We start from the raw sequence: 21458 nt of genomic DNA on the forward strand, positions 1-21458 counted from the left end.
CCTTCTTAATAACCCAGTTTAATTTCTTGTTCTGCCGGCAGTGTTAAGTTGGCGCGTAGTCGCCATTCTTCGGATTTGTCTGATACGGTTAAACGCCAACGGCCGTCTGGCGTGATAGGTAATGTTGCCACATACAGTAGCTCGCCACTGCGTTCGGCATCTACCGCAAAATCATGTGCGCCTAGGGTAGGGTGGTAAAAATCAAGATGAATGGTTTCACCCAATACTTGGTTTTCAGTAAATCGAATGACCGCCCGATTACCGGCGACCAAAATACGTGCATCCATATTGCGCAGGGCGGCTTCGCGATATTTCGCCAGCTGCATATTGATACTTTTACCGGCTTGATAATAGTCGTCAATGACGATTTCAGGCTTATGCTGCTGCATCACCACAACGGTGTGAACGGCTTTTAATGCGGTGACCACAGGGATGGCGATTAACACCCAGGTCCAAGCGTATTTATACCAGGGTTTAGTATCTTCTTGCATAACTCACCTCGTTCATAAAACTAAGCCCCTTTACGGGGCTTAGTGCGCTTCGGATTGCTGTGCGGTTTAGCGCAAGTCTTCCGGATTAGACAGTCGATACACATAAGCCGTTAGGATATGCACCTTGTCTTCGCCTAACGTCGTTTTAAAGGCCGGCATTACACCGTAACGACCTAAACGCAGTGTTTCTTCGATAGTGGCTGAAGAACCGCCATATAACCAAATGTTATCCGTTAGGTTAGGGGCACCGAAAGGTAAGTTATGCGCGACGCTACCACGACCATCAACACCGTGACAGGCAGCACACATACCAAATTTCGCTTTACCGGCTTCCGCATCTTTTTCGTTAACAGCACGACCCGATAACTGCAGAACATAAGCGGTCATCTCTTTGATGCCTTGGTCACCAAGTGCGGCTTCCCAACCTGGCATGGCGGCTTTACGACCGTGCAATAAGGTTTCTTTGATCTTGTCTGCTGTGCCACCATATAACCAATCGTTGTCGGTTAAATTTGGGAAGCCACGTTGGCCGCGTCCATCAGAACCATGACATAAGGCACAGTTTTGTAAGAACAAGCGCTGGCCAATCTTTAACGCTTCTGGATCGTAGGCTAAGTCCAACACATCGCGCTGAGCAAATTGTTGAAATACGGGGCCATACACTTCATCCGCTTTAGCCACTTCCATATCTAACTGTACGTTACGGCCTTCAGCTTGCGCTTGTAATACCGCTTGGCGAGATTCTTCCAAAGATTTGATACCTTGGTTAGAGCTGGTCCAACCTAAGAAACCTTTGTAATTACCTAAACCTGGATAGGCGGCTAAGTAAAACACCGACCAGACTAAGGTGGCAAGGAACATGTACGTCCACCATTTTGGTAGTGGGTTGTTAAATTCCTTTAAGCCATCCACTTCGTGATCAGTGGTCTCATCTTCAGGCACACCGACATAGTTTTTTAAGTTCCACATGATCAGGACTAAACACAGCACCAATACTGGGATGGTTAGTACCCAAATCCAAAGACTCCAGAAGCTACTCATGCTCCGACTCCCGTTTAGAATGTTGTTTTTTTGATTCTGGCTCGTCATCAAAAACAAGGTTGGCTGCTTCGTCGAAATCGGACTTACGTTTTTTACTGTAAGCCCAAATAACGAAAGCAACAAACGCGACGAACAGAATCACTGTCAGAATGCTATGAACTGTTGCAAATTCCATGGCGATTACTTTAAGGCTGTGCCCAGTGATTGCAGATACGCAATCAGGGCTTCCATTTCAGTTTTACCTTGCACTGCTTCAGCTGCACCAGCGATATCTTCATCCGTGTATGGCACGCCGAACTTACGGAATATTTCTAATTTTTTCGCGGTATACTTGCCATCAAGCAGGTTAGCATCTAACCACGGGTAAGCTGGCATATTTGACTGTGGCACCACTGAACGAGGATCCATTAAGTGAGCATAATGCCAGTCGTCACTATACCGTTGACCCACACGGGCTAAGTCTGGCCCCGTCCGCTTGGAACCCCACAAGAATGGGTGTTCCCAAACACTTTCACCGGCAACAGAGTAGTGACCATAACGTTCTACTTCAGCACGGAATGGACGCACCATCTGGCTGTGACAGTTGGTACAACCTTCACGAATGAAGATATCACGACCTTCCATCTGCAGCGCCGTATAAGGCTTTAAGCCATCAATCGGTTGCGTGGTTTCTTCCATAAACATCAAAGGTGTAATTTGTACCAGGGTACCGAAGCTGATCGCGACGATTGTTAACACCCCTAACAAACCCACGCTTTTTTCGACTTTTTCATGATGATTCTTTTGCATGGTCAGTCTCCTTAAGCCGTCGCCACTGCAGGCTGTGCAGCGGGATGTTTACTACTTACCGTTTTGTATACGTTGTAGGCCATGATTAACATACCTGTTACGACGAATACACCACCGATAAAACGCATCAGATAGAAGGGCATAGAGGCTTCAAGGCTTTGTACAAAGCTGTAAGTCAGGGTGCCGTCAGTGTTCACTGCACGCCACATCATGCCTTGCATAATACCGCTGATCCACATAGCAACGATGTAAAGTACCACACCGATAGTGTGTAACCAGAAGTGAGTATTGACCAGTTTTACGCTGTACATACCGGCTTTATTAAAGACAGTAGGGATTAAGTGGTACATCGCGCCGATTGAAATCATCGCAACCCAACCCAAAGCACCTGAGTGCACGTGGCCGATAGTCCAATCAGTATAGTGCGATAAGGCATTAACGGATTTGATGGCCATCATTGGGCCTTCAAACGTTGACATACCATAGAATGATAAGGAAACGATTAAGAAGCGTAAGATGGGGTCGGTTTTCAGTTTATGCCATGCGCCTGACAGGGTCATGATACCGTTGATCATACCGCCCCAGCTTGGTACGAATAAAATCACTGACATCACCATACCTAAAGACTGAGTCCAGTCTGGCAGGGCAGTGTAATGTAAGTGGTGTGGGCCAGCCCAAATATATAACGCAATCAGTGCCCAGAAGTGCACAATCGATAAGCGGTATGAGTAAACAGGGCGGCCTGATTGTTTAGGTACGAAGTAATACATCATCCCTAAGAAGCCTGCGGTTAATAGGAAACCGACCGCATTGTGACCATACCACCACTGCACCATGGCATCGACGGCACCGGCATAAATTGAATAAGACTTAACTAAATTCAGTGGGATAACCATGCTGTTGACAATATGCAGCGCAGCAACCGTGATAATAAAACCACCGTAGAACCAGTTGGCTACATAGATATGGCTCGTTTTACGTTTGGCTAAAGTACCAAAGAAAACAATAGCGAACGACACCCAAACGACAGTAATTAAAATATCGATTGGCCACTCTAGCTCGGCATATTCTTTACTTTGGCTAATACCCATAGGTAAGGTAATTGCCGCGGCAACAATAACTGCTTGCCAGCCCCAAAATGTAAACATTGCCAGCTTTTCAGCAAACAAACGTACCTGACAGGTGCGTTGCACAACGTAATAACAAGTGGCAAACAAAGCACTGGTTCCGAACGCGAAGATAACCGCATTGGTATGTAAGGGACGAAGACGGCTGTAGGTCAGCCACGGGGTGTCGAAGTTAAGCGCTGGCCAGTATAACTGGGCTGCAAGTAATACACCCACCACCATGCCAACAATACCCCATAATACGGTAGTGATGGCAAAGAGGCGGACAACGCTATAGTTGTATTCAACATTTAACGGTTTGGTCTGGCTCATGTTGAGTTCCGCTGCAGTTTTGCTGGTTACTAAATATACCACCTTGAGGTGGCCCTTCTTGTGATAGGCAGGTACTATCGGCACAATATTCTCAATGCCTAATCTTACCTACTATAATTGGCTCGAATGATACGAGTTTTACCGGTCAAAAGATAGGTAAAACAGCCGTTTTTATGATGTAGAACAAAGTCACTGTTCAATTTATCATCGCTTTTCGACTGCGCTGGTTTTTTTTATGCTGTTACGGTTAAAATAGCGTTTTAGCACAATCTAGTGGCAATAAATTGTTGATACGAACTGCGCTTAACGTTGTTATTTCTTTACTCTTTTTATTGGCGTTAACAGCATGTCAACCACCCGCCGAGAATACCAGTCAGCTACTGTTGCTGCAAACCGCGACGCTGCAACTCACGCTCTCTCCAGAGCATGCACCTGTAGAAACCCCTTTACAGCTCCGTCTACAAAGTCAAAAGCCTTTACGAGCCATTAGTGGTGAGCTCCAAGGTATTTCCATGTATATGGGGCGCATTCCGCTAGTCTGGCGCCAGCAATTAGCAGAACAGCCTGAGGCGTTAACCACTTGGCAGGCCGAGCTGTTCTTGGGCGCTTGTCGCGATCCAGATATGCAGTGGCAATTACAATTGATTTTGGATTATCAAGATGGTGAACGTGAACTGCATCAGCTGCAGTTCACCTCCAGTTGGCGCTAACGCTGTGACTCTGTCTTTGTTAACTTGCAGTGGGTTAGGGTTATCAATCTGCAGTTGTGCCGATGCAATTTGGCGCTAGCGCCGTGACTCTGTTTTTGTTAGCTGCAATGTCTGTGTTAACTGCAATGGGCTAGGGGTAGCCATCTGCAGTTGTGCCGTTTCAACGCAGACAAATTCTTGATAACCGTGATCAGGCAAATCCGCCATCGCTTTGCTACGTTCTGCTGCCGGGTTCCACAGCACGGTGCTGTCATGCCCTTGTTGGTCAATAAGTAGCTGATAGTGACCGCTTTGCACGCTTAACTGCGCTGCTGGCTCAAGATAAACCCGATCAATTTCTTGATTAAACACGACGGGATCCGCTTCAATAAAGTGTTGTTGTTGCCTAACTTTATCTATAAAGCGCTGACCCAACCCCTGCACAGTGCAAGCGCTCAGCGAGGGCACTTGGAAATAGCTGTGTAAAGCGGCTTGTTGTAACAGGGGTTCGTCACATTCGAGTGTGATACTGAGCTTATCGGTATAAAGCCGCAAGCAAAGCGTTAAGCTGAGTGTTTTAGCCCGATGTCCAGGCATATCATCGATACTGATGCTTAAGGTTAGGCTATTAAAATCGCTGTGCGCTTGGCTGTCGATAAAGGTCCACATTCGATTGCGCACTAACCCATGATTGGGTACGGCTTGCTGCTCTGGGTTTAATTTGGCTTCAATTGGACCAAACCAAGGCCAGCAAATCGGTACACCCCCGCGTAGCGGTTGTTGTTGATGCCAGCTTGCAAGTGGCGATAACCACAGTGTTTCTTGCCCTGGTTGCGGTTGATAAGACAGTAAATGCCCACCATACAGTGACACCACTAAACTGGCTTGCTGAAACTGTAAGCGATAACAGGGTAGATCGGTAAGATGGGCAAAACCCAATTGTGCGCTGGCGATTGACATGCTATTCCTCAACAACGGTGCTGTGATTATTAAAACGTTATTATAGGCTTAAACGCAAACAGCCAGCAAAGGCTGGCTGTTGTTGAAAAGCGTAAGGCTTAGAACTTCATTAATTCAACAGTGTTATCTAGCATACGGTTGCTAAAGCCCCACTCATTGTCATACCAGCTCATCACTTTGACTAAACGGCCCAACACCCGTGTTTCAGTGGCATCAAAGATAGATGACATGGGATTGTGGTTAAAGTCGATTGACACCAAAGGTAAATCGTTAACATGCAATACCTGATTCATCGGGCTGCTCGCTGCAGCTTGGCGAATAATACTATTCACTTCTTCTGCGTCGGTTTCACGACCGGCGATAAAGGTTAAATCAACCAACGACACATTTAACGTCGGTACCCGTACCGCTAAACCGTCAAATTTGCCTTTTAGTTCAGGTACCACTAAACCCACAGCCGCTGCCGCACCGGTTTTAGTTGGGATCATAGACATGGCCGCTGCGCGAGCACGACGCAAGTCAGTGTGATACACATCACTTAAACGTTGATCGTTAGTATAAGCATGAATAGTGGTCATTAAACCTGACTCAATACCTAGCGCTTCATATAACGGTTTAGCAATCGGCGCTAAACAGTTAGTGGTGCAAGATGCGTTAGAGATAATGTTCATCTCTGGCGTTAAAATCTGATGGTTAACACCATAAACAACCGTTGCATCGACATCTTTACCAGGTGCAGAAATAATCACTTTCTTGGCACCTGCGGTTAAATGCGCGCCAGCCGTTTTACGATCAGTAAACAGACCAGTACATTCTAGTACGACATCTACTTTCAGCTCAGCCCAAGGTAAATCGGCAGGGTTACGAACGCTTAACGTGCGGATCTCATCGTTATTAACATAGATAGCTCGCTCATCATGCTTAACGTCAGCCGCGAAAATGCCATGGGCAGTATCATATTTTAATAAATGAGCATTAATTGACGCATCACCTAAGTCGTTAATGGCAACCACTTTAATATCGTAATTTTTGCTGCTCTCATAGAGTGCGCGTAGTACATTACGACCGATACGGCCGAAACCGTTTATAGCAACACGAATTGACATAAGAACCCCGCTGTTAAGTGCTAGACTAAGTTTGAAAAAGTAATATCAACATAATATGTAGTAAAATTACATTTTTTGCCACAGTTTTCAAGCTTGAAAACTGTTTTGTTGGCTTTTTTGTAATTTTATGACATAAATTAGCTCATGACATCGGCATCTATGCCGCTTAGAATGCTTTATATTAGTTCTAATTTGCCAAGGAATTCCAATGGACGCAGCTTTACGGGCACAACTTATCGCTTTTAATGGTATCGAAACACATTTTAATGATGCCTGGGGCCAGCCGACAGAAGTCAGCGAAGTCAATCAATTAGCCTTATTAGCCGCAATGGGTTACCCGGTTGCAGATGAGGACGCGACCCGCACAGAATTACTTGAACGACAACTCGATTTTTGGCAGCAGTTAATTGCCCCTGTTTCTGTTCAGCAAGTTGCAGAGCAATGGCAACTTGAAGTGCAAGTGCCATTAGCCTTGGCTAACACAGATTTTGTTTTGCAGCTGATCACCGAGCAGGGCAAGGTAACGGATTATCCGTTAACGCCGGTTAATGGTGAGCTAACGCAAGTGACCGTGCTGCAAGAGGAAGAATATCAGCAATATTTACATGTCTTCGATGGGGCATTGCCGTTAGGTTATCATCAGTTGATCCTAACCTGCGCCGGCACAGAATTGTCAGTCAGTCAAAAACTGATTATTACGCCTGAGCGCTGTTATCAACCACCTGCCTTTACTGAACAAAAACAGTGGGGCACGGCAATTCAATTATATGCGCTGCGTTCAGCGCGAAATTGGGGCATTGGTGATTTTACTGATCTGAATAATTTAGTGCGTTATCTTGGGGCGCATGGTGCTGATTTTGTTGGGTTAAATCCTATTCATGCGCTTTATCCCGCCATTGCCGATAATGCCAGCCCTTATAGCCCGTCTTCGCGGCGTTGGTTAAATATTATTTATCTTGATGTTACGGCTGTGCCGGGCTATGCGCAATGTGCTGCTGCACAACAGCAAGTTAAAGACACCGCATTTCAGGAGAAATTAAAAGCGGTGCGTGCCGCAGACTGGGTGGATTACCCCACCGTAATGACGTTAAAACTGCCTGTATTAAAAAGCTTATATCAGTGGCTGCAAACACAAAGCTCAAAACAGTCAAAACTACTGACTGCGTTTGCAAAGTTTAAAGCCGATGGCGGTGAGAGCTTACAGCAGCTAGCCTTATATGATGCGCTACATGCTTGGCTGTATCAGCAAGATTCACAATATTGGGGGTGGCCAAATTGGCCAGAACAATACCGTGATCCTACCGATACCGCAGTACTGCAATTTGCCCAAGATCACGCGGCGGAACTCGATTTTTATTGTTACCTGCAATTTCTGGCCACAGAGCAATTAGCGCAAGCCCAGCAACTGGCTAAAGACAGTGGCATGTTGCTAGGTTTATATCGCGATCTGGCCGTGGGCGTCAGCGAAGCGTCTACTGAGATTTGGGGCAACCCTGAGTTATATTGTCGTGATGCCAGCGTAGGTGCTCCGCCAGATCCATTAGGGCCTGCCGGACAAAACTGGGGGCTGCCACCAATGAAGCCTTATCAGTTATATCAGCAAGCTTACCAGCCGATGATTGATTTATTTCGCAGTAATATGCAAAACGCGGGGGCGCTGCGCATTGACCATGTGATGGCGCTTCTGCGGTTGTGGTGGGTACCTAAGGCCGCAACTAATGCCGGTGGCGGTGCTTATGTGTATTATCCTATTATGGATTTGCTCGGGATCTTAGCCTTAGAGAGTCAGCGGCAACAGGCGGTGATTATTGGTGAAGACCTAGGTACGGTGCCAGACGGTATTCGCGAGTTATTACAGCAATTTGGCATGTACTCTTATCGGGTATTCTTTTTTGAAACAGCTGCCGATGGTGGCTATATTTCGCCAGCACACTACCCGCAACAAGCAATGGCGACACTCAGTACGCATGACTTGCCGACCTTAATTGGTTTTTGGCATTGTGAAGATTTAAAACTGGGCAAAGCGCTCGGGTTATATCAAGATGAAGCGCAATTAGAGCAGCTTTATCATCAGCGTCATCACAATAAACAACGTATTTTAGATTCTTTGCATGGCCATAACTTGCTACCCGCTGATTACCCCCGTAGTGTCGATCAGCTAGCCATGGACCGGGTACTCAATTTTGCCTTACAGCAACATTTAGCCAGTGGCAGTTCACAATTATTATGTTTACAAATCGAAGACTGGCTAGAGATGACGCAACCGGTCAATGTGCCTGGCACCAGTAATGAATATCCAAACTGGCGGCGTAAATTAAGCCGTGATCTTGAGCAATGGACCACCGAAGCACCGATCAATGAATTATTAAAGCAACTCGCACTTCGCCGTAAAGGCCAGTAATCGTGTTGACTCAGGATTAAGCAACAATAATAAGATAAGGACAAGGTAATGAACTTAACGTTTTTTGCACAAGCGCGCTGCAGACAGCCCTTTAGTGTTTTGGGTTGGCAGTTAATGCAACCAGACAATATAAATAAAGGCTTAGTGTTACGCTGCTATCTACCTCATGCGAGTGAAGTTGAAGCTTTTGATGCTAATACCGATAAAAGCTTAGGGCAATTAGCTGCAGTGATAGGCTGCCCGGGCGTGTTTGAACTGGCGCAGCCGAGAAAACGTAAAGCCGTGCCTTATTATCTTCAAGTTAAGCAAGGACAACACCCATACCGGTTGGTTGATCCCTATCAGTTTACTGAGCAAGCCTATCATGCTGTGCATTTTGTGCATTCCCAGCCAGAAAATTTATACCGCCAGTTAGGCGCTCAGCTGATCACTTTAGATTTTGCCGGTAAAAGCCTACCGGCGACTCGCTTTGCCGTGTACGCGCCGGATGCCAGCACCGTCAGTTTGGTGGGTGACATGAACCATTGGGATGGCCGTTGTCATCCGATGGAGCGCACCGAATGCGGGCATTGGGTATTAGTGATGCCTGAAATCGCCACTGGCACTCGTTATAAATTTGAAGTAAAAGATAAACACGGCCATTTATTACCACACAAAGCCGATCCGCTGGCGTTTTACGCTGAGCAATATCCGTCACATGCTTCCTTAGTTTATGATCATGCCGCTTATCAGTGGCAAGATCAAAACTGGACAACACGAAAGTCTGGCAATGTCTATCAAAGTGCGATGAGCATCTATGAGGTGCATCCAGGCTCTTGGCGTCGTGACAGCGACAATGCCCCGCTGAGTTATCAAGCGCTTGCTGCACAGTTAATTCCTTATGTGCTTGAGATGGGGTATACCCACATCGAACTGATGCCGATTATGGAACACCCCTTTGATGGTTCTTGGGGCTATCAGCCATTGGGCTTATTTGCGCCGACCTCCCGCTTTGGTCATCCAGATGACTTTAAAGCCTTTGTCGATGCTTGCCATCAGGCCGGTATTGGCGTGATTTTAGATTGGGTTCCGGCGCACTTCCCTGAAGACGGCCATGGCTTAGCACGGTTTGATGGCAGTTGTTTATACGAATACGAAGATCCGCGTCGTGGCTGGCACCCAGATTGGAACTCCTGCATTTATGACTTTGGTAAAGACTATGTGCGACAGTTTTTAGTGGCGAGTGCGATTTATTGGCTCGAACACTTCCACATTGATGGGATCCGTGTGGATGCCGTGGCCTCGATGTTGTATTGGGATTACTCGCGTAATGCGGGAGAGTGGGTGCCAAACATTGATGGGGGTAATCATAACTATGAAGCCATTAGTTTGTTTCAATGGCTTAACCGTGAAGTGTATAGCAAATTCCCTTTAGCGATGACCATTGCGGAAGAGTCGACCTCGTTTCCTCAAGTATCACGACCCACTGATAGTGGCGGCTTAGGCTTTGGCTTTAAGTGGAATATGGGCTGGATGAATGACAGCTTGCGCTATATCAGTAAAGATCCGGCTTATCGGCAGTATCATCATGGCGATCTGACGTTTTCAATGGTCTATGCCTATAATGAAAACTTCATTTTACCGTTATCGCATGATGAAGTCGTGCATGGTAAAGGCAGTTTGTTAGAAAAAATGCCGGGTGATGAATGGCAAAAAGCGGCCAATATGCGTGCCTTTTTAGCCTTTATGTTTGCCCATCCGGGTAAGAAAATGAATTTTATGGGCATTGAGTTTGCGCAAGCGCGAGAATGGTCGCACTCACAAAGCCTGGATTGGCATTTACTGAGCTTTGATAAACATCGCGGTATGCAGCAGTTGTTTCGTGATCTAAACCATACCTATCGCGGCCATACGCCCTTGTACCAATTAGATTATGACACCGCCGGTTTTGGTTGGTTAGATCATCAGGATGCTGCACACAGTACCGTAAGCTTGTTTCGGCAAGATGCCGCAGGCGAGCGGGTCTATGTGGTCAGTAATTTCACCCCGGTTCCACGCAATGCTTTTTGTTTAGGTGTGGCACAGGCCGGTGAATACGAAATCATTTTAAATACCGATAGCGAACATTACTGGGGCAGTAACTATCCGGTGCAGCAAGCACCTTTGCTAGCGCTTGAGCAGGCTATGCACGGTCAGGCTTGTAGTATCGTGTTAGATTTACCGCCATTATCGACGTTATACATTCGACAAAAAATCTAAGGAAATACCATGACCGCCGTCATTGGGTTGTTAAAAATGTCTGCTGGCCAGCCGAGTCCGTTAGGGGCGAGTTTAGTGCAAGCAGAAACGTGGAATTTTGCTGTGTATGCTCCAGATGCCAGTGAACTGACCTTGTGTTTGTTTCTGCCCGACACCGAAGAGTTGCTTGCCGAGATCCCCTTTCAAGGCCGTACTGGTGAGATCTGGCATGTGGCGGTCAGTGGTATTGAGCAGGGCTCTTTATATGCGCTAAAAGCGGCTGGGCCCACTATTCCGGATGCTGGTTTACGTTTTGATAAAGAGCGTTTATTACTTGACCCTTATTGTCGCAAGTTAAATCGGCCACAAATTTGGCAAGAACGCCAGTACGCTAGCCACAGTCATTATTCTTTAGCGAAAGGGGTGTTAGAACAGGCTCCATTTGACTGGCAAGATAGTGTTAAACCTGCGATCCCTCGAGAAAAAACCGTCATTTATGAAGCGCATGTCAAAGGCATGACCATGCAACATCCCGATGTGCCTGAACATTTGCGCGGGACCTATTTGGGCTTGTGTCATCCGGCGATTATTAAACATCTGTTAGCGCTAGGCATTACCACGGTGCAATTATTGCCGGTGGCTTCTTTTATGGCCGAGCCGCGGCTCAGTGCGTTACGTTTAACCAATTATTGGGGTTACAACCCGCTGAATTTTTTTGCACCGGAACCGCGTTATCAGTACGAAGATGCGGTAGCCGAGTTCAAAACCATGGTGCGCACCCTGCATCAACATGGCTTAGAAGTTATTTTAGATGTGGTGTTTAATCACACGGCCGAAGCGGGTGAAGATGGCCCAGTGCTTAGTTTTCGTGGTTTAGCCAATCGGCAGTATTATCTGTTTCATAGCCATGGCGAAATGATCGATTACCAGAATTATTGTAATTTTACAGGGTGTGGCAATACCTTGAATGTATCGCATCCGATGATGCAGCGTATGATAATGGATGCCTTGCGTTATTGGTTAACCGAGATGCAGGTAGATGGTTTTCGCTTTGATTTAGCGGTGACACTGGGCCGGGAGTTTAAACGCTACAATCCGTTTGCGGCTTTCTTTCAAATCGTCGCGCAAGATCCGGTGATCAGTAAAGCTAAGCTGATCGCGGAGCCTTGGGATGTCGGGCCTTTTGGCTATCATTTGGGGCAATTTCCGGCGCACTGGTCTGAGCTTAATGATAAATGCCGTGATACTTTTCGGGCGTTTTGGCGTGGCGACCAAGGGGTGCTCCCCGAATTTGCTACACGCTTATTGGGCTCGCGCGATATTTTTCAAAAACATCATAAGCCCGCCAGCTGCAGTGTGAACTATATTAGCTATCACGATGGCTTTACACTCAGAGATTTAGTCAGTTACAACGACAAACACAATTGGCTAAACGGTGAAGAAAACCGCGATGGTCACGGCCATAATCTGAGTAAGAATCATGGTGCTGAAGGTGTGACCTCGGATCAAGCCATTATTAATGCCCGTAATCAACATCGGCGTAATTTGGTTGCCACTTTAGTGCTTAGCCAAGGGATGATCCATTGGTTAGGCGGCGACGAGCTAAGTCATACTCAGCATGGCAATAACAATGCGTACTGCCAAGATAATCCGATTTCTTGGTTAAATTGGCAGTTAGATGGGCCCGCCACTAAGTTTCTGAAATTTGTGCAACAAATGCTGAAAATGCGCCAGTCATTATGTTGTTTACAGCAAATCAGCTTATTAGACGATAACTACCAAAAACATGGTGATAAACACCACGTGCATTGGTATTTAATGGATGGCACCGATATGACCGAGCCGAATTGGCATGAATCTGATCGGCACAGTTGCATGGTGGATATTGTTAATGACAATAGCGGTCAACGTTTGTTATGCATCTTAAATGCATCGGATAAAAATCAAGCGGTTAGCATTCCGGCGCCCTTACGCAACTTATTGTTCGACACTTCAGTGAATGACGGTTTAACGCCTACTACAGCGGTGCGTAAAGATAAGTGGTTGCAAAGCGCTTATAGCTTATCGGTCTGGCAGTAGGTTTATGCTGGCTAATAGCCTATAATGCGCGGCATTTTTCGACCCGCGCCAGTTTGCGCGCTTTCAACGTTGTTAAGGATCGTTAGATGACAGACAGCACAACTCTGTGTGAAATTGGTTTTGTTGGGGCAGGGGTAATGGGTAAAAACCTTATTCTCAACCTGGCAGATAACGGCTATCGAGTGGCGGCTTTTGACCTTGATAACCAGAAATTAGAGGCTGTGTTAGCACAAGATGCGGCAGAGCAAGGCGATAAAGGCCCCCGAGTTGTCGGGTGTAGCTCGTATACCGAATTGTTATCACGCTTATCTGCGCCTCACCTAATAGTGTTATCCGTGCCTGCGGGCAAAGCCGTTGACGATGTGTGTCATAAATTGATCGATGCCGGTATTCAAGCCGATGACATCGTAGTCGATACCGGTAACAGTCTGTGGACGGATACTGTCGCGCGAGAAAAAAGCTACGAAGGTAAATTTATCTTTTTCTCCACGGCCGTATCTGGTGGTGAAGTGGGTGCTCGGTTCGGCCCATCTCTCATGCCCAGTGGCGATCCTTACGCGTGGACCCGCATTAAACCGATGTGGCAAGCGATTGCCGCCAAAGTGGATCCAACCACCGGTAAACCCATCGAACGCTTTGAGCCGGGTAATCCCGTAACCGAAGGTGAACCTTGTGCGGCCTATATTGGCCCCAGTGGTTCTGGCCATTATGTCAAAATGGTGCACAACGGTATCGAATATGCCGATATGCAGCTGATTTGCGAAGCCTATCAGGTGATGCGAGATGTGTTAGGCATGTCGGCGGCGGCCATTGGTGAGATTTTCGTGCAATGGAATGATGGCCCACTGCACAGTTATTTAATGGATATCAGTGCCCAAGTCTTAGCCACCAAAGACAGCGAAACCGGCTTACCGCTGGTTGATGTTATTCTAGATAAGGCCGGTCAAAAAGGCACGGGCCTGTGGACTGCCGTGAGCAGTTTACAATTAGGTAGCCCCGCGCCCACCATCGCTGAAGCGGTATATGCCCGTGCGATTTCTGGCTTAAAAGCTGAACGGGTGAAAGCTGCAACGGTACTGGCCGGTCCTGCTCAAAATTTATTCTCAGAAGAACAGCAAGCCGACATGATCCAAGCACTGCATGATGCTTTGTATTGTGCCAAAATTTGCGTGTATGCGCAGGGCTTTCATCTGATGAAAACGGCTGCGGCCGAGCATGGTTGGCAGTTAAATTTTGCCGAAATCGCTAAGATTTGGCGTGCGGGCTGTATTATCCGAGCGGTGTTTTTACAATCGATCACTGAAGCTTACGAGCGAAACGACGAGTTGGAAAACCTGCTGTTGGATCCGTTTTTCTCAAAGCAAATTTCAGTGTATCAACAAAACTGGCGCAAGGCCGTGGCCAACGCGTCGCTGGCGGGGATCCCGGTTGCCGCGTTAAGTTCGGCGCTAAGTTATTATGATGCTTACCGCACCGCGGTGTTACCGGCAAACTTATTACAAGGCCAGCGTGATTTCTTTGGTGCTCATACCTTTGAGCGCACGGATAAAACCAAGGGTAAAACCTATCATGTTGATTGGAGTCGTCCTGAACGGCCAATGGTGAAAGTAAAATGAACGTTGTCATTGGAACACCCGGCTCAAGCAGCAGCACTAAGGTATTGTTATTGGGCGCTGGTGAGTTAGGAAAAGAATTGTGTTTAGAATTAAAGCGTTATGGCTGCGAAGTGGTAGCGGTTGATCGTTATCCGAATGCTCCTGCCATGCAAGTTGCCGATAAAGCGGTGGTGATCTCGATGCTCGACAATGCCGCACTGCGACAGTTGGTGATCACGGAAAAGCCGGCGTTAATTGTGCCAGAGCTAGAGGCGATAGCGACGTCGGTGCTGCTGGAACTGGAAGCCGCAGGTTTTAATGTGGTACCGAGTGCTCAAGCGGTTAATTTAACCATGAACCGCGAAGGGATCCGCCGTTTAGCTGCAGAAACCTTGCAGTTACCTACCTCAGCTTATCAATTTGCCAGCGATAAAGCCGGTTATCTGGCCGCGGTGGCTGCGATAGGTTATCCCTGCGTGGTCAAACCGATTATGTCTTCTTCTGGCAAAGGGCAAAGCGTATTACGCAGCGATGCCGATGTTGAAGCAGCATGGGTTCATGCGCAAGAAGGTGGCCGTGCCGGTAAAGGCCGTATCATTGTCGAAGGGTTTGTTGATTTTGATTATGAAATTACCTTACTGACGGTAAATTCTATTTCAGGCATTCAGTTCTGCGATCCGATTGGCCATCGGCAAGAGCAAGGCGATTATCGTGAAAGCTGGCAACCTCAACAGATGTCGGTTGTCGCTGCGCAAAAAGCCCAACAGTACGCTACCGCTGTGGTGCAAGCCTTGGGGGGTAAAGGCTTATTTGGCGTTGAGCTTTTTGTTAAAGGCGATGAAGTATGGTTTAGCGAAGTGTCACCGCGGCCACACGATACCGGTATGGTTACCTTGATTTCACAGCAATTAAGTGAATTTGCACTGCACGCTCGTGCGATCTTGGGTTTACCTATTCCTAGCATTAAACACTACGGCCCAGCTGCCTCGGCGGTGTTATTAGTGCCTGGGCACAGCCAAAATATTCAATATCATATTGGTGCGGCGGCATTAATGCAGCCCGATACGGAACTGCGTATTTTTGGTAAGCCCGAAGTTCAAGGCGAGCGGCGCATGGGGTTGGCATTAGCCTTGGCTGACGATACTGATAAAGCCTGTGCTAAAGCCTTAGCCGTTATCGCTGAACTCAAAGTCGAATTAAGCTAGTTTATCGCGGTGTTCAGCACCGATAACAAAGAAAACCCACTGCAGTTTGTTCGCTGCAGTGGGTTTTTTTTATGGTGATAAATGGATAAGGTTGTGCAAAAACAAGTTTACAGAGTTAACAGGGGTAACACATTAAATTGTTGCAGGTTTTTGCGTTTGCCGACTATGCTAAGTGGGTTAATCTTAAGCGTGGTTATTTTGATTTTGGATCGCAGGGAGTAGATAGATGAATTTTTGGTCAACAGCTGCGGGGCGTTTATTAATGTTGCCGCTGTTAGCATTAGTCGGTTTTATGTTAGTGGCATGGGTATCGTTACAAACCTTACATCATCATTTAATGGAAGGTCGCGAACAACGCGTCGTGGCAGTGGTAGAGGTGGCCTCTTCTATCGTTAAACATTATCAGCAACAAGCAAAACAGGGTGATTTGACGACAGCACAAGCCCAGCAAGCCGCTTTACAAGCCATCAAAGCCATTCGTTATGATACCGTTGAATACCTTTGGATTAATGATCTTTCCCGTCCTTTTCCCAACATGATCATGCATCCCACTGTGCCTGCACTGGAAGGAACCGTTTTAAATCGTGCTAGTTTTGATTACGCTACCCTGATGCGCAGTGCCGATGGCGAACAACAGCAAACATTATCGAATAAAAACTTGTTTGTTGCGATTATTGATACCGTTGCCCAATATGGCTCGGGTTTTGTGGAATATCAATGGACGAAGCCCTTGGTGGGGGGCGGTGCTTCTGAGCAGCGCTATCCCAAGTTATCCTACGTGGCAGCCGATAACGACTGGGGATGGGTATTAGGTTCTGGTATTTACATCGATGATGTAGAAGAAACTTTTTGGCAAAACAGCCTGAACTTAGCACTGGTGATTGGCATGGTTTTGTTGATCACCTTGGTATTTTCTTTATATGTCAGACGTTGGTTGCTAACGCAGTTAGGCGGGGAAGTTATTTACACCCGTAATATTGTACAGCAGATCAGCAATGGTGATTTCACCGCAGACATTAGCCTAAAACCGCAAGATGAAAACAGCCTTTTAGCTGCTGTGGCTTTGTTAGTGAAACGCTTACGCGAATTAATGCTGCAACAACAACAGTTAGTCGCTGGCTTAAACAAGCAGGCTGAGGTTCTGGATCAGTCCAGTCAAACAAGTCAGCAATCTTTACAGGGCGTAATGGATCAAACCGCACAGGTTGCTACAGCCGTGCATCAAATGAGTACCACCTGTGATGATATGGCTCGAAATGCCACTACTGCGGCACAATCAGCACGTGATGCCGATCGGCAAACAGCTGCCGGTGATCTGGCTGTAAACGAAACCCGAGCGGCAGTTGAGCATTTAGGCCACAAATTAGAAGACGTGGCCAAGGTTATCACCGAATTATCTAAGAGCAGTGAGCAAATTGGTGCAGTAACAGATGTGATTGGCGCTATTGCTGAACAGACTAATTTATTAGCCTTAAATGCCGCAATAGAAGCGGCACGTGCCGGCGAGCAAGGGCGTGGTTTTGCGGTGGTGGCGGATGAAGTCAGAACGCTGGCGAGTCGTTCTGCTAGCTCCACGCAGGATATTAGTCAGCGTGTCAGTGAAATCCAACGCAATACGCAACGTGCTATCGATTCGATGCAACAAAGCCAACAAGAAATGCAAGCCACTGTGGCACGTTCTACACAAGCCAGTCATGCCTTAAATGGCATTAATGGTGCCGTTTCTCAGATCACAGATGTCAACGATCAGTTAGCGAGCGCTACCGAAGAGTTGGCGACGGTTGCCGGAGGGATTAATCAGCATATGGAACACATCGCACAAGCGGTTAATGCGAGTCATCAGCAAGCCGAGGGGTTACGTGAGGCGAGTCAGGATTTAGGTAAGATGGCTAAAACATTGGAGCAGTTATTAGCGGGCTATCGATTAAACTAACGCTGGGTTATTCGCTCAGGTTGCAGCTGATATAGCCTACAACCTGAGCGTTATCAACGTTTACAAATTAAAACGCAAACACCCAGCGCGCTAAAAACAAGCTGGTTAAACTCACCACCAAGACGGCAAAGAGATTTAAAGCAAAACCGGCTTTAACCATGTCTGCAATGCGTAAATGGCCAGATGAAAAGACAATGGCATTGGGCGGGGTGGCTACCGGCATCATAAAGGCACAACTGGCCGCAATGGCAGCTGGGATCACCAAGGTAATTGGCGAGCCTGACATGGCTAACGATATGGGCGCTAGCAAGGGTAAAAAGCCTGCTGCTGTCGCGGTATTGCTGGTGACTTCGGTCAAAAATACGATAACAGTCGTCACGAGCACCACCATCAGCCACAGCGGCATGTTGTCGAGTAACATCACTTGTTCAGCGATATAACTGGCTAAACCACTTTTACTGATCAGCGCGGCGAGGCTTAAACCGCCACCAAATAACATTAAGATCCCCCAAGGCAACTGCTTGGTTTCTTCCCAAGTTAAAATGCGGGTGTTTTTACTATCCAAAGGCAACACCAAGATTAATACCGCTGCGAGCATCGCAATGATGGTGTCATCTAATGGTAAACCGGTGAGCTTGACTAAAAACGGACGTGTGATCCACAGTAACGCGGTCAGGGCGAAAATAATCAGTACCGCTTTTTCACCTCGCTGCATCTTACCTAGCACAATCAACTTTTGGTGGAATAAGTTACGGGTATTGGCAATCTTAACCTGGTCGAGTTTATAAGCAAATTTGGTTAGCCATAACCAACAACCGAACAACATGACTACGGTCAGCGGTAACCCCACAATCATCCACTCGACAAAACCAATACGAATGCCGTAGGTATCTTGTAAAAACGCGGCCATAAAAGCGTTAGGAGGTGTACCAATTAAGGTTGCTAAACCGCCAATCGAGGCAGCATAGGCCACGGCTAGTAAAATGGCCTTGCTAAAGTCATTTTCGGTGGGTTGTTTATCTTGCTCTAACATGCGAGTAATAGACAGTGCAATGGGTAACATCATTACCGCGGTTGCCGTGTTCGACATCCACATAGATAAGAACGCCGTGACTAACATAATACCGCCAATCTGCTGGCTTGGTTTACTGCCCACAATCAGCATGGTATGTAGGGCGATACGTGTATGCAAAGACCAACGTTCCATGGCGATCGAGATGATAAATCCGCCCAAGAATAAAAAGATCAATGGATGGGCATAAGACTGTGCTACGGCGCTTAAACCATTTAAATCGAGTAAAGGGGCCACCAGTAAAGGTAAAAAAGCCGTGGCAGGGATGGGAACGGCTTCACTGATCCACCAACTGGCCATCCAAGCAGTTAAACCTATAACTAACCAGCTAGGTTCATTCATACCAAAAGGTGCGGGTAGCACTAAGGTGATGAGCATCAACAATGGGCCAATCAGCAGCGCCAAAAATGGGGTTTTCGTTTCGTTAACTTTCATGATGAGCTCCTAGAAACGGTATTGCAGACCTAACGCGATCGAGGTGTCAGTCTCATCGGTCAACGCTAACTGGGTAACAAAGAAATACGCTTTGCTCTGGCTATTAAACAGATAATCGACACCTGCAGTATAGTGATTTGCAGCACTCTGTTGTCTGATTTCTGAAGTATCACGGCCAAGTTGTAGCTTGGGTTGCCAATCGCCAGCGGCATACTGCAGGCTGATATAACCGCCCGTACCTTTACGGTCGCCCTCACTTTGTTCACTGTATTGCAGTAATGAGCCTAAAGTAAAGTCACCCAGTTTTTGTTGCCACAATAAACGCGTCGCATCTAAGCCATTTAAACTTTGTGCTCGAGTCAGCGTGATGTAGTAAGGCTGTTTTTTTAAGCCTCGATCCCCATAAGCCAAGCTGATAGCGACGCCATCTTTACCATTTTGCACTTCATTGTCTTGGCCAAGCACATAGCTTGCCGACAGTGTCCAACCTTGATAACTCGGTGAGATATAGGTCAAGCTGTCGCCTAAGCGATCTTGGCCAGGTAAGATTTGCGCGATATCTCCACTGGTTTCATTAAATTGATCAATGCCGCCTTCACTGGTTTTCAAACGCGTATCGTTGCGTCCGGCAATCAATTGGCCAAACTGTCCTTTGATCCCGACAAAAGTGTTACGTGATGAAAAAGGGCTGACGGTGTTAGCCTCATCAAAACCACGCACTTCAACTTCATAGGTAAAAAAAGCGGTAATATGTTCATTTAAGACTTGCTCACCTCGAACACCCAAGCGGCTGAAAGGGCTATCGAGTTGCGAGCCTTGTTTCGTGTAGCGTAATAAGCCTTTATCGGTATGAGCCAGTTGCACTTCGGCCTTACCGTAAACAGTGATAGAGGGTAAGGTTAAAGACACGGCTTTGCTGTCAGCTGCCAGATGACCGGATAATGTGGTAGCGCCGATAGCGGCTACGGTTAAAGCGTTGCGAATGACCTGTTGCATAATGACCTCGTCATAAAGAGTTATAGTTGTAGGCACTAGGTATTAGCAAGAACGCGGCCAACAATTTAATTAACTTAAATCATATGTTTAGTATTTTGTTGATGTAGCTTTGGCTGCTAATTGAAACAGCGCTAAGGGCTTTTTAATCATTATTTTTGCAAAAAAGGCAACGCGCTAAGACAATCCCATCGCACTGCCAAACGTATCGGCTAAGGGTAAGCCTTGTTGCATTAAAACCCTATGCTAAGCAACACATTACTTTTAATAAGGTTTTCATCTATAAGTGTCTAATTTACCTTAAGGCCAGTCGATGGGCTACCCGTTAGTATTGATTTACCTCAACAAATAGCTAACTAGCGCATCGATAAGTGCTATCGTTAAGTCATGTCGTAACGGCTGTGTAATGTTGGCTAAGCCTACTTACACAATGCTTGCAGCTAACCAGTTTTGTTGATTCATTTTGCTATAAGCTTGTTTTAAAGCAGCAGCCATTGGCCATCCTTATGCTTTTAGCCAGGTTAGAGACAAACTGATTGAGCTAAGCGCAGCGCGCAGCGTATATTGATGTCAGTGTTATTAGATAATACAGGATCATCAAATGAAATTATCAGAAGCAGAATGGCGGCAGCGTTTAACCGAAGAGCAATTTCGGGTGACGCGCTTAAAAGGCACAGAATATCCATTCACGGGTGAATTATTACACCATACCGCCGCAGGCACTTATCACTGTGTCTGTTGCGGTGCAGAATTATTTAATGCCAGCACGAAATTTGATTCCGGGTGCGGCTGGCCCAGTTTTTATCAATCGTTAGCGGGGAAGGTACGTTATGAAGAAGACCATAGCCATGGTATGCAGCGCATTGAAATTGTTTGCAATAATTGCGATGCCCACTTAGGCCATGTGTTTGAAGACGGGCCTGCGCCAACCGGGCAGCGTTACTGTGTTAATTCTGCTGCATTAACTTTCACCCATAAGACTTAAGCCTATATTTAAGCTGTAAGTGTTGTGG

The 21458-nt window shown here is 46.8% G+C and carries 17 protein-coding genes; 8 read left to right on the plus strand and 9 right to left on the minus strand.

From position 1 onward, the window contains the following. Window positions 1-5: 5 nt before the first annotated feature. The 5 genes from LMJ53_RS09495 to ccoN all read right to left on the minus strand — a co-directional run bounded on the left by LMJ53_RS09495 (window position 6) and on the right by ccoN (window position 3760). Window positions 6-491 carry a FixH family protein gene (locus LMJ53_RS09495; RefSeq protein ID WP_229585841.1) on the minus strand — a complete coding sequence of 162 codons (486 nt, stop codon included), beginning with the start codon at window positions 489-491 and terminating at the stop codon, window positions 6-8. A 66-nt stretch (window positions 492-557) separates the two neighbouring features. Continuing rightward, window positions 558-1532: a cytochrome-c oxidase, cbb3-type subunit III gene (ccoP, locus tag LMJ53_RS09500; protein ID WP_229585842.1), complete on the minus strand. Its 975-nt coding sequence runs from the start codon at window positions 1530-1532 to the stop codon at window positions 558-560. Then, the gene (locus LMJ53_RS09505; RefSeq protein ID WP_226750978.1) at window positions 1525-1707 is read right to left on the minus strand and encodes a cbb3-type cytochrome oxidase subunit 3; all 183 of its coding nucleotides are present in this window, start codon (window positions 1705-1707) and stop codon (window positions 1525-1527) included. Before LMJ53_RS09505 ends, ccoP begins: the two co-directional genes overlap by 8 nt. A 5-nt stretch (window positions 1708-1712) precedes the next feature. Then, complete coding sequence (gene ccoO / locus LMJ53_RS09510) at window positions 1713-2321, minus strand: cytochrome-c oxidase, cbb3-type subunit II (RefSeq protein ID WP_229585843.1); 609 nt, start codon at window positions 2319-2321, stop codon at window positions 1713-1715. A gap of 11 nt (window positions 2322-2332) precedes the next feature. Continuing rightward, on the minus strand, window positions 2333-3760 hold the full coding sequence (gene ccoN / locus LMJ53_RS09515) for a cytochrome-c oxidase, cbb3-type subunit I (protein ID WP_229585844.1): 1428 nt from the start codon (window positions 3758-3760) through the stop codon (window positions 2333-2335). Window positions 3761-4044: 284 nt separating this feature from the next. On the opposite strand from ccoN, the gene LMJ53_RS09520 reads away from it, so the two are divergent. Further along, entirely contained in the window at window positions 4045-4470 is a 426-nt protein-coding gene (locus tag LMJ53_RS09520) for a hypothetical protein (protein ID WP_229585845.1), read from the plus strand. Window positions 4471-4545: 75 nt separating this feature from the next. Here the strand turns inward: LMJ53_RS09520 and LMJ53_RS09525 are convergent, their stop codons facing one another. Together LMJ53_RS09525 and gap are read right to left on the minus strand one after the other, a co-directional pair. Further along, window positions 4546-5409, minus strand: coding sequence for a D-hexose-6-phosphate mutarotase (locus tag LMJ53_RS09525; RefSeq protein ID WP_229585846.1), 864 nt, complete (start codon window positions 5407-5409; stop codon window positions 4546-4548). Between the two features lie 98 nt (window positions 5410-5507). Next, window positions 5508-6515, minus strand: a complete 1008-nt coding sequence (gene gap / locus LMJ53_RS09530) for a type I glyceraldehyde-3-phosphate dehydrogenase (RefSeq protein ID WP_229585847.1) — start codon at window positions 6513-6515, stop codon at window positions 5508-5510. A 208-nt stretch (window positions 6516-6723) separates the two neighbouring features. On the opposite strand from gap, the gene malQ reads away from it, so the two are divergent. The 6 genes from malQ (at window position 6724) to LMJ53_RS09560 (ending at window position 17945) form a co-directional block, all read left to right on the plus strand. Beyond that, window positions 6724-8916, plus strand: coding sequence for a 4-alpha-glucanotransferase (gene malQ / locus LMJ53_RS09535; protein ID WP_229585848.1), 2193 nt, complete (start codon window positions 6724-6726; stop codon window positions 8914-8916). A gap of 48 nt (window positions 8917-8964) precedes the next feature. Then, on the plus strand, window positions 8965-11154 hold the full coding sequence (gene glgB, locus LMJ53_RS09540) for a 1,4-alpha-glucan branching protein GlgB (RefSeq protein ID WP_229585849.1): 2190 nt from the start codon (window positions 8965-8967) through the stop codon (window positions 11152-11154). A gap of 9 nt (window positions 11155-11163) precedes the next feature. Then, window positions 11164-13212, plus strand: coding sequence for a glycogen debranching protein GlgX (gene glgX / locus LMJ53_RS09545; RefSeq protein WP_229585850.1), 2049 nt, complete (start codon window positions 11164-11166; stop codon window positions 13210-13212). An 86-nt stretch (window positions 13213-13298) separates the two neighbouring features. Further along, entirely contained in the window at window positions 13299-14828 is a 1530-nt protein-coding gene (gene gndA, locus LMJ53_RS09550; protein WP_229585851.1) for an NADP-dependent phosphogluconate dehydrogenase, read from the plus strand. Beyond that, on the plus strand, window positions 14825-16012 hold the full coding sequence (gene purT, locus LMJ53_RS09555) for a formate-dependent phosphoribosylglycinamide formyltransferase (protein ID WP_229585852.1): 1188 nt from the start codon (window positions 14825-14827) through the stop codon (window positions 16010-16012). Before gndA ends, purT begins: the two co-directional genes overlap by 4 nt. A gap of 226 nt (window positions 16013-16238) precedes the next feature. After that, window positions 16239-17945, plus strand: a complete 1707-nt coding sequence (locus LMJ53_RS09560; RefSeq protein WP_229585853.1) for a methyl-accepting chemotaxis protein — start codon at window positions 16239-16241, stop codon at window positions 17943-17945. 67 nt (window positions 17946-18012) lie between these two features. Here LMJ53_RS09560 and LMJ53_RS09565 read toward each other — a convergent pair whose 3' ends face one another. Further along, window positions 18013-19452, minus strand: coding sequence for an SLC13 family permease (locus LMJ53_RS09565; RefSeq protein ID WP_229585854.1), 1440 nt, complete (start codon window positions 19450-19452; stop codon window positions 18013-18015). Between the two features lie 9 nt (window positions 19453-19461). Beyond that, a complete protein-coding gene (locus LMJ53_RS09570) occupies window positions 19462-20448 on the minus strand; it encodes a porin (protein ID WP_229585855.1) in 987 nt (328 codons plus the stop codon). 598 nt (window positions 20449-21046) lie between these two features. Here LMJ53_RS09570 and msrB point away from each other — a divergent pair. Then, a complete protein-coding gene (gene msrB, locus LMJ53_RS09575; protein ID WP_229585856.1) occupies window positions 21047-21430 on the plus strand; it encodes a peptide-methionine (R)-S-oxide reductase MsrB in 384 nt (127 codons plus the stop codon). The last annotated feature ends 28 nt before the right edge of the window (window positions 21431-21458 follow it).

The organism is Rheinheimera sp. UJ51 (genome assembly GCF_020819615.1).
GTDB lineage: Bacteria > Pseudomonadota > Gammaproteobacteria > Enterobacterales > Alteromonadaceae > Alishewanella > Alishewanella maricola.

Coding starts and splice junctions, on each gene's coding strand:
- LMJ53_RS09495 (WP_229585841.1), bottom strand. CDS start 491: ATGCAAGAAGATACTAAACCCTGGTATAAATACGCTTGGACCTGGGTG.
- ccoP (WP_229585842.1), bottom strand. CDS start 1,532: ATGAGTAGCTTCTGGAGTCTTTGGATTTGGGTACTAACCATCCCAGTA.
- LMJ53_RS09505 (WP_226750978.1), bottom strand. CDS start 1,707: ATGGAATTTGCAACAGTTCATAGCATTCTGACAGTGATTCTGTTCGTC.
- ccoO (WP_229585843.1), bottom strand. CDS start 2,321: ATGCAAAAGAATCATCATGAAAAAGTCGAAAAAAGCGTGGGTTTGTTA.
- ccoN (WP_229585844.1), bottom strand. CDS start 3,760: ATGAGCCAGACCAAACCGTTAAATGTTGAATACAACTATAGCGTTGTC.
- LMJ53_RS09525 (WP_229585846.1), bottom strand. CDS start 5,409: ATGTCAATCGCCAGCGCACAATTGGGTTTTGCCCATCTTACCGATCTA.
- gap (WP_229585847.1), bottom strand. CDS start 6,515: ATGTCAATTCGTGTTGCTATAAACGGTTTCGGCCGTATCGGTCGTAAT.
- malQ (WP_229585848.1), top strand. CDS start 6,724: ATGGACGCAGCTTTACGGGCACAACTTATCGCTTTTAATGGTATCGAA.
- glgB (WP_229585849.1), top strand. CDS start 8,965: ATGAACTTAACGTTTTTTGCACAAGCGCGCTGCAGACAGCCCTTTAGT.
- glgX (WP_229585850.1), top strand. CDS start 11,164: ATGACCGCCGTCATTGGGTTGTTAAAAATGTCTGCTGGCCAGCCGAGT.
- gndA (WP_229585851.1), top strand. CDS start 13,299: ATGACAGACAGCACAACTCTGTGTGAAATTGGTTTTGTTGGGGCAGGG.
- purT (WP_229585852.1), top strand. CDS start 14,825: ATGAACGTTGTCATTGGAACACCCGGCTCAAGCAGCAGCACTAAGGTA.
- LMJ53_RS09560 (WP_229585853.1), top strand. CDS start 16,239: ATGAATTTTTGGTCAACAGCTGCGGGGCGTTTATTAATGTTGCCGCTG.
- LMJ53_RS09565 (WP_229585854.1), bottom strand. CDS start 19,452: ATGAAAGTTAACGAAACGAAAACCCCATTTTTGGCGCTGCTGATTGGC.
- LMJ53_RS09570 (WP_229585855.1), bottom strand. CDS start 20,448: ATGCAACAGGTCATTCGCAACGCTTTAACCGTAGCCGCTATCGGCGCT.
- msrB (WP_229585856.1), top strand. CDS start 21,047: ATGAAATTATCAGAAGCAGAATGGCGGCAGCGTTTAACCGAAGAGCAA.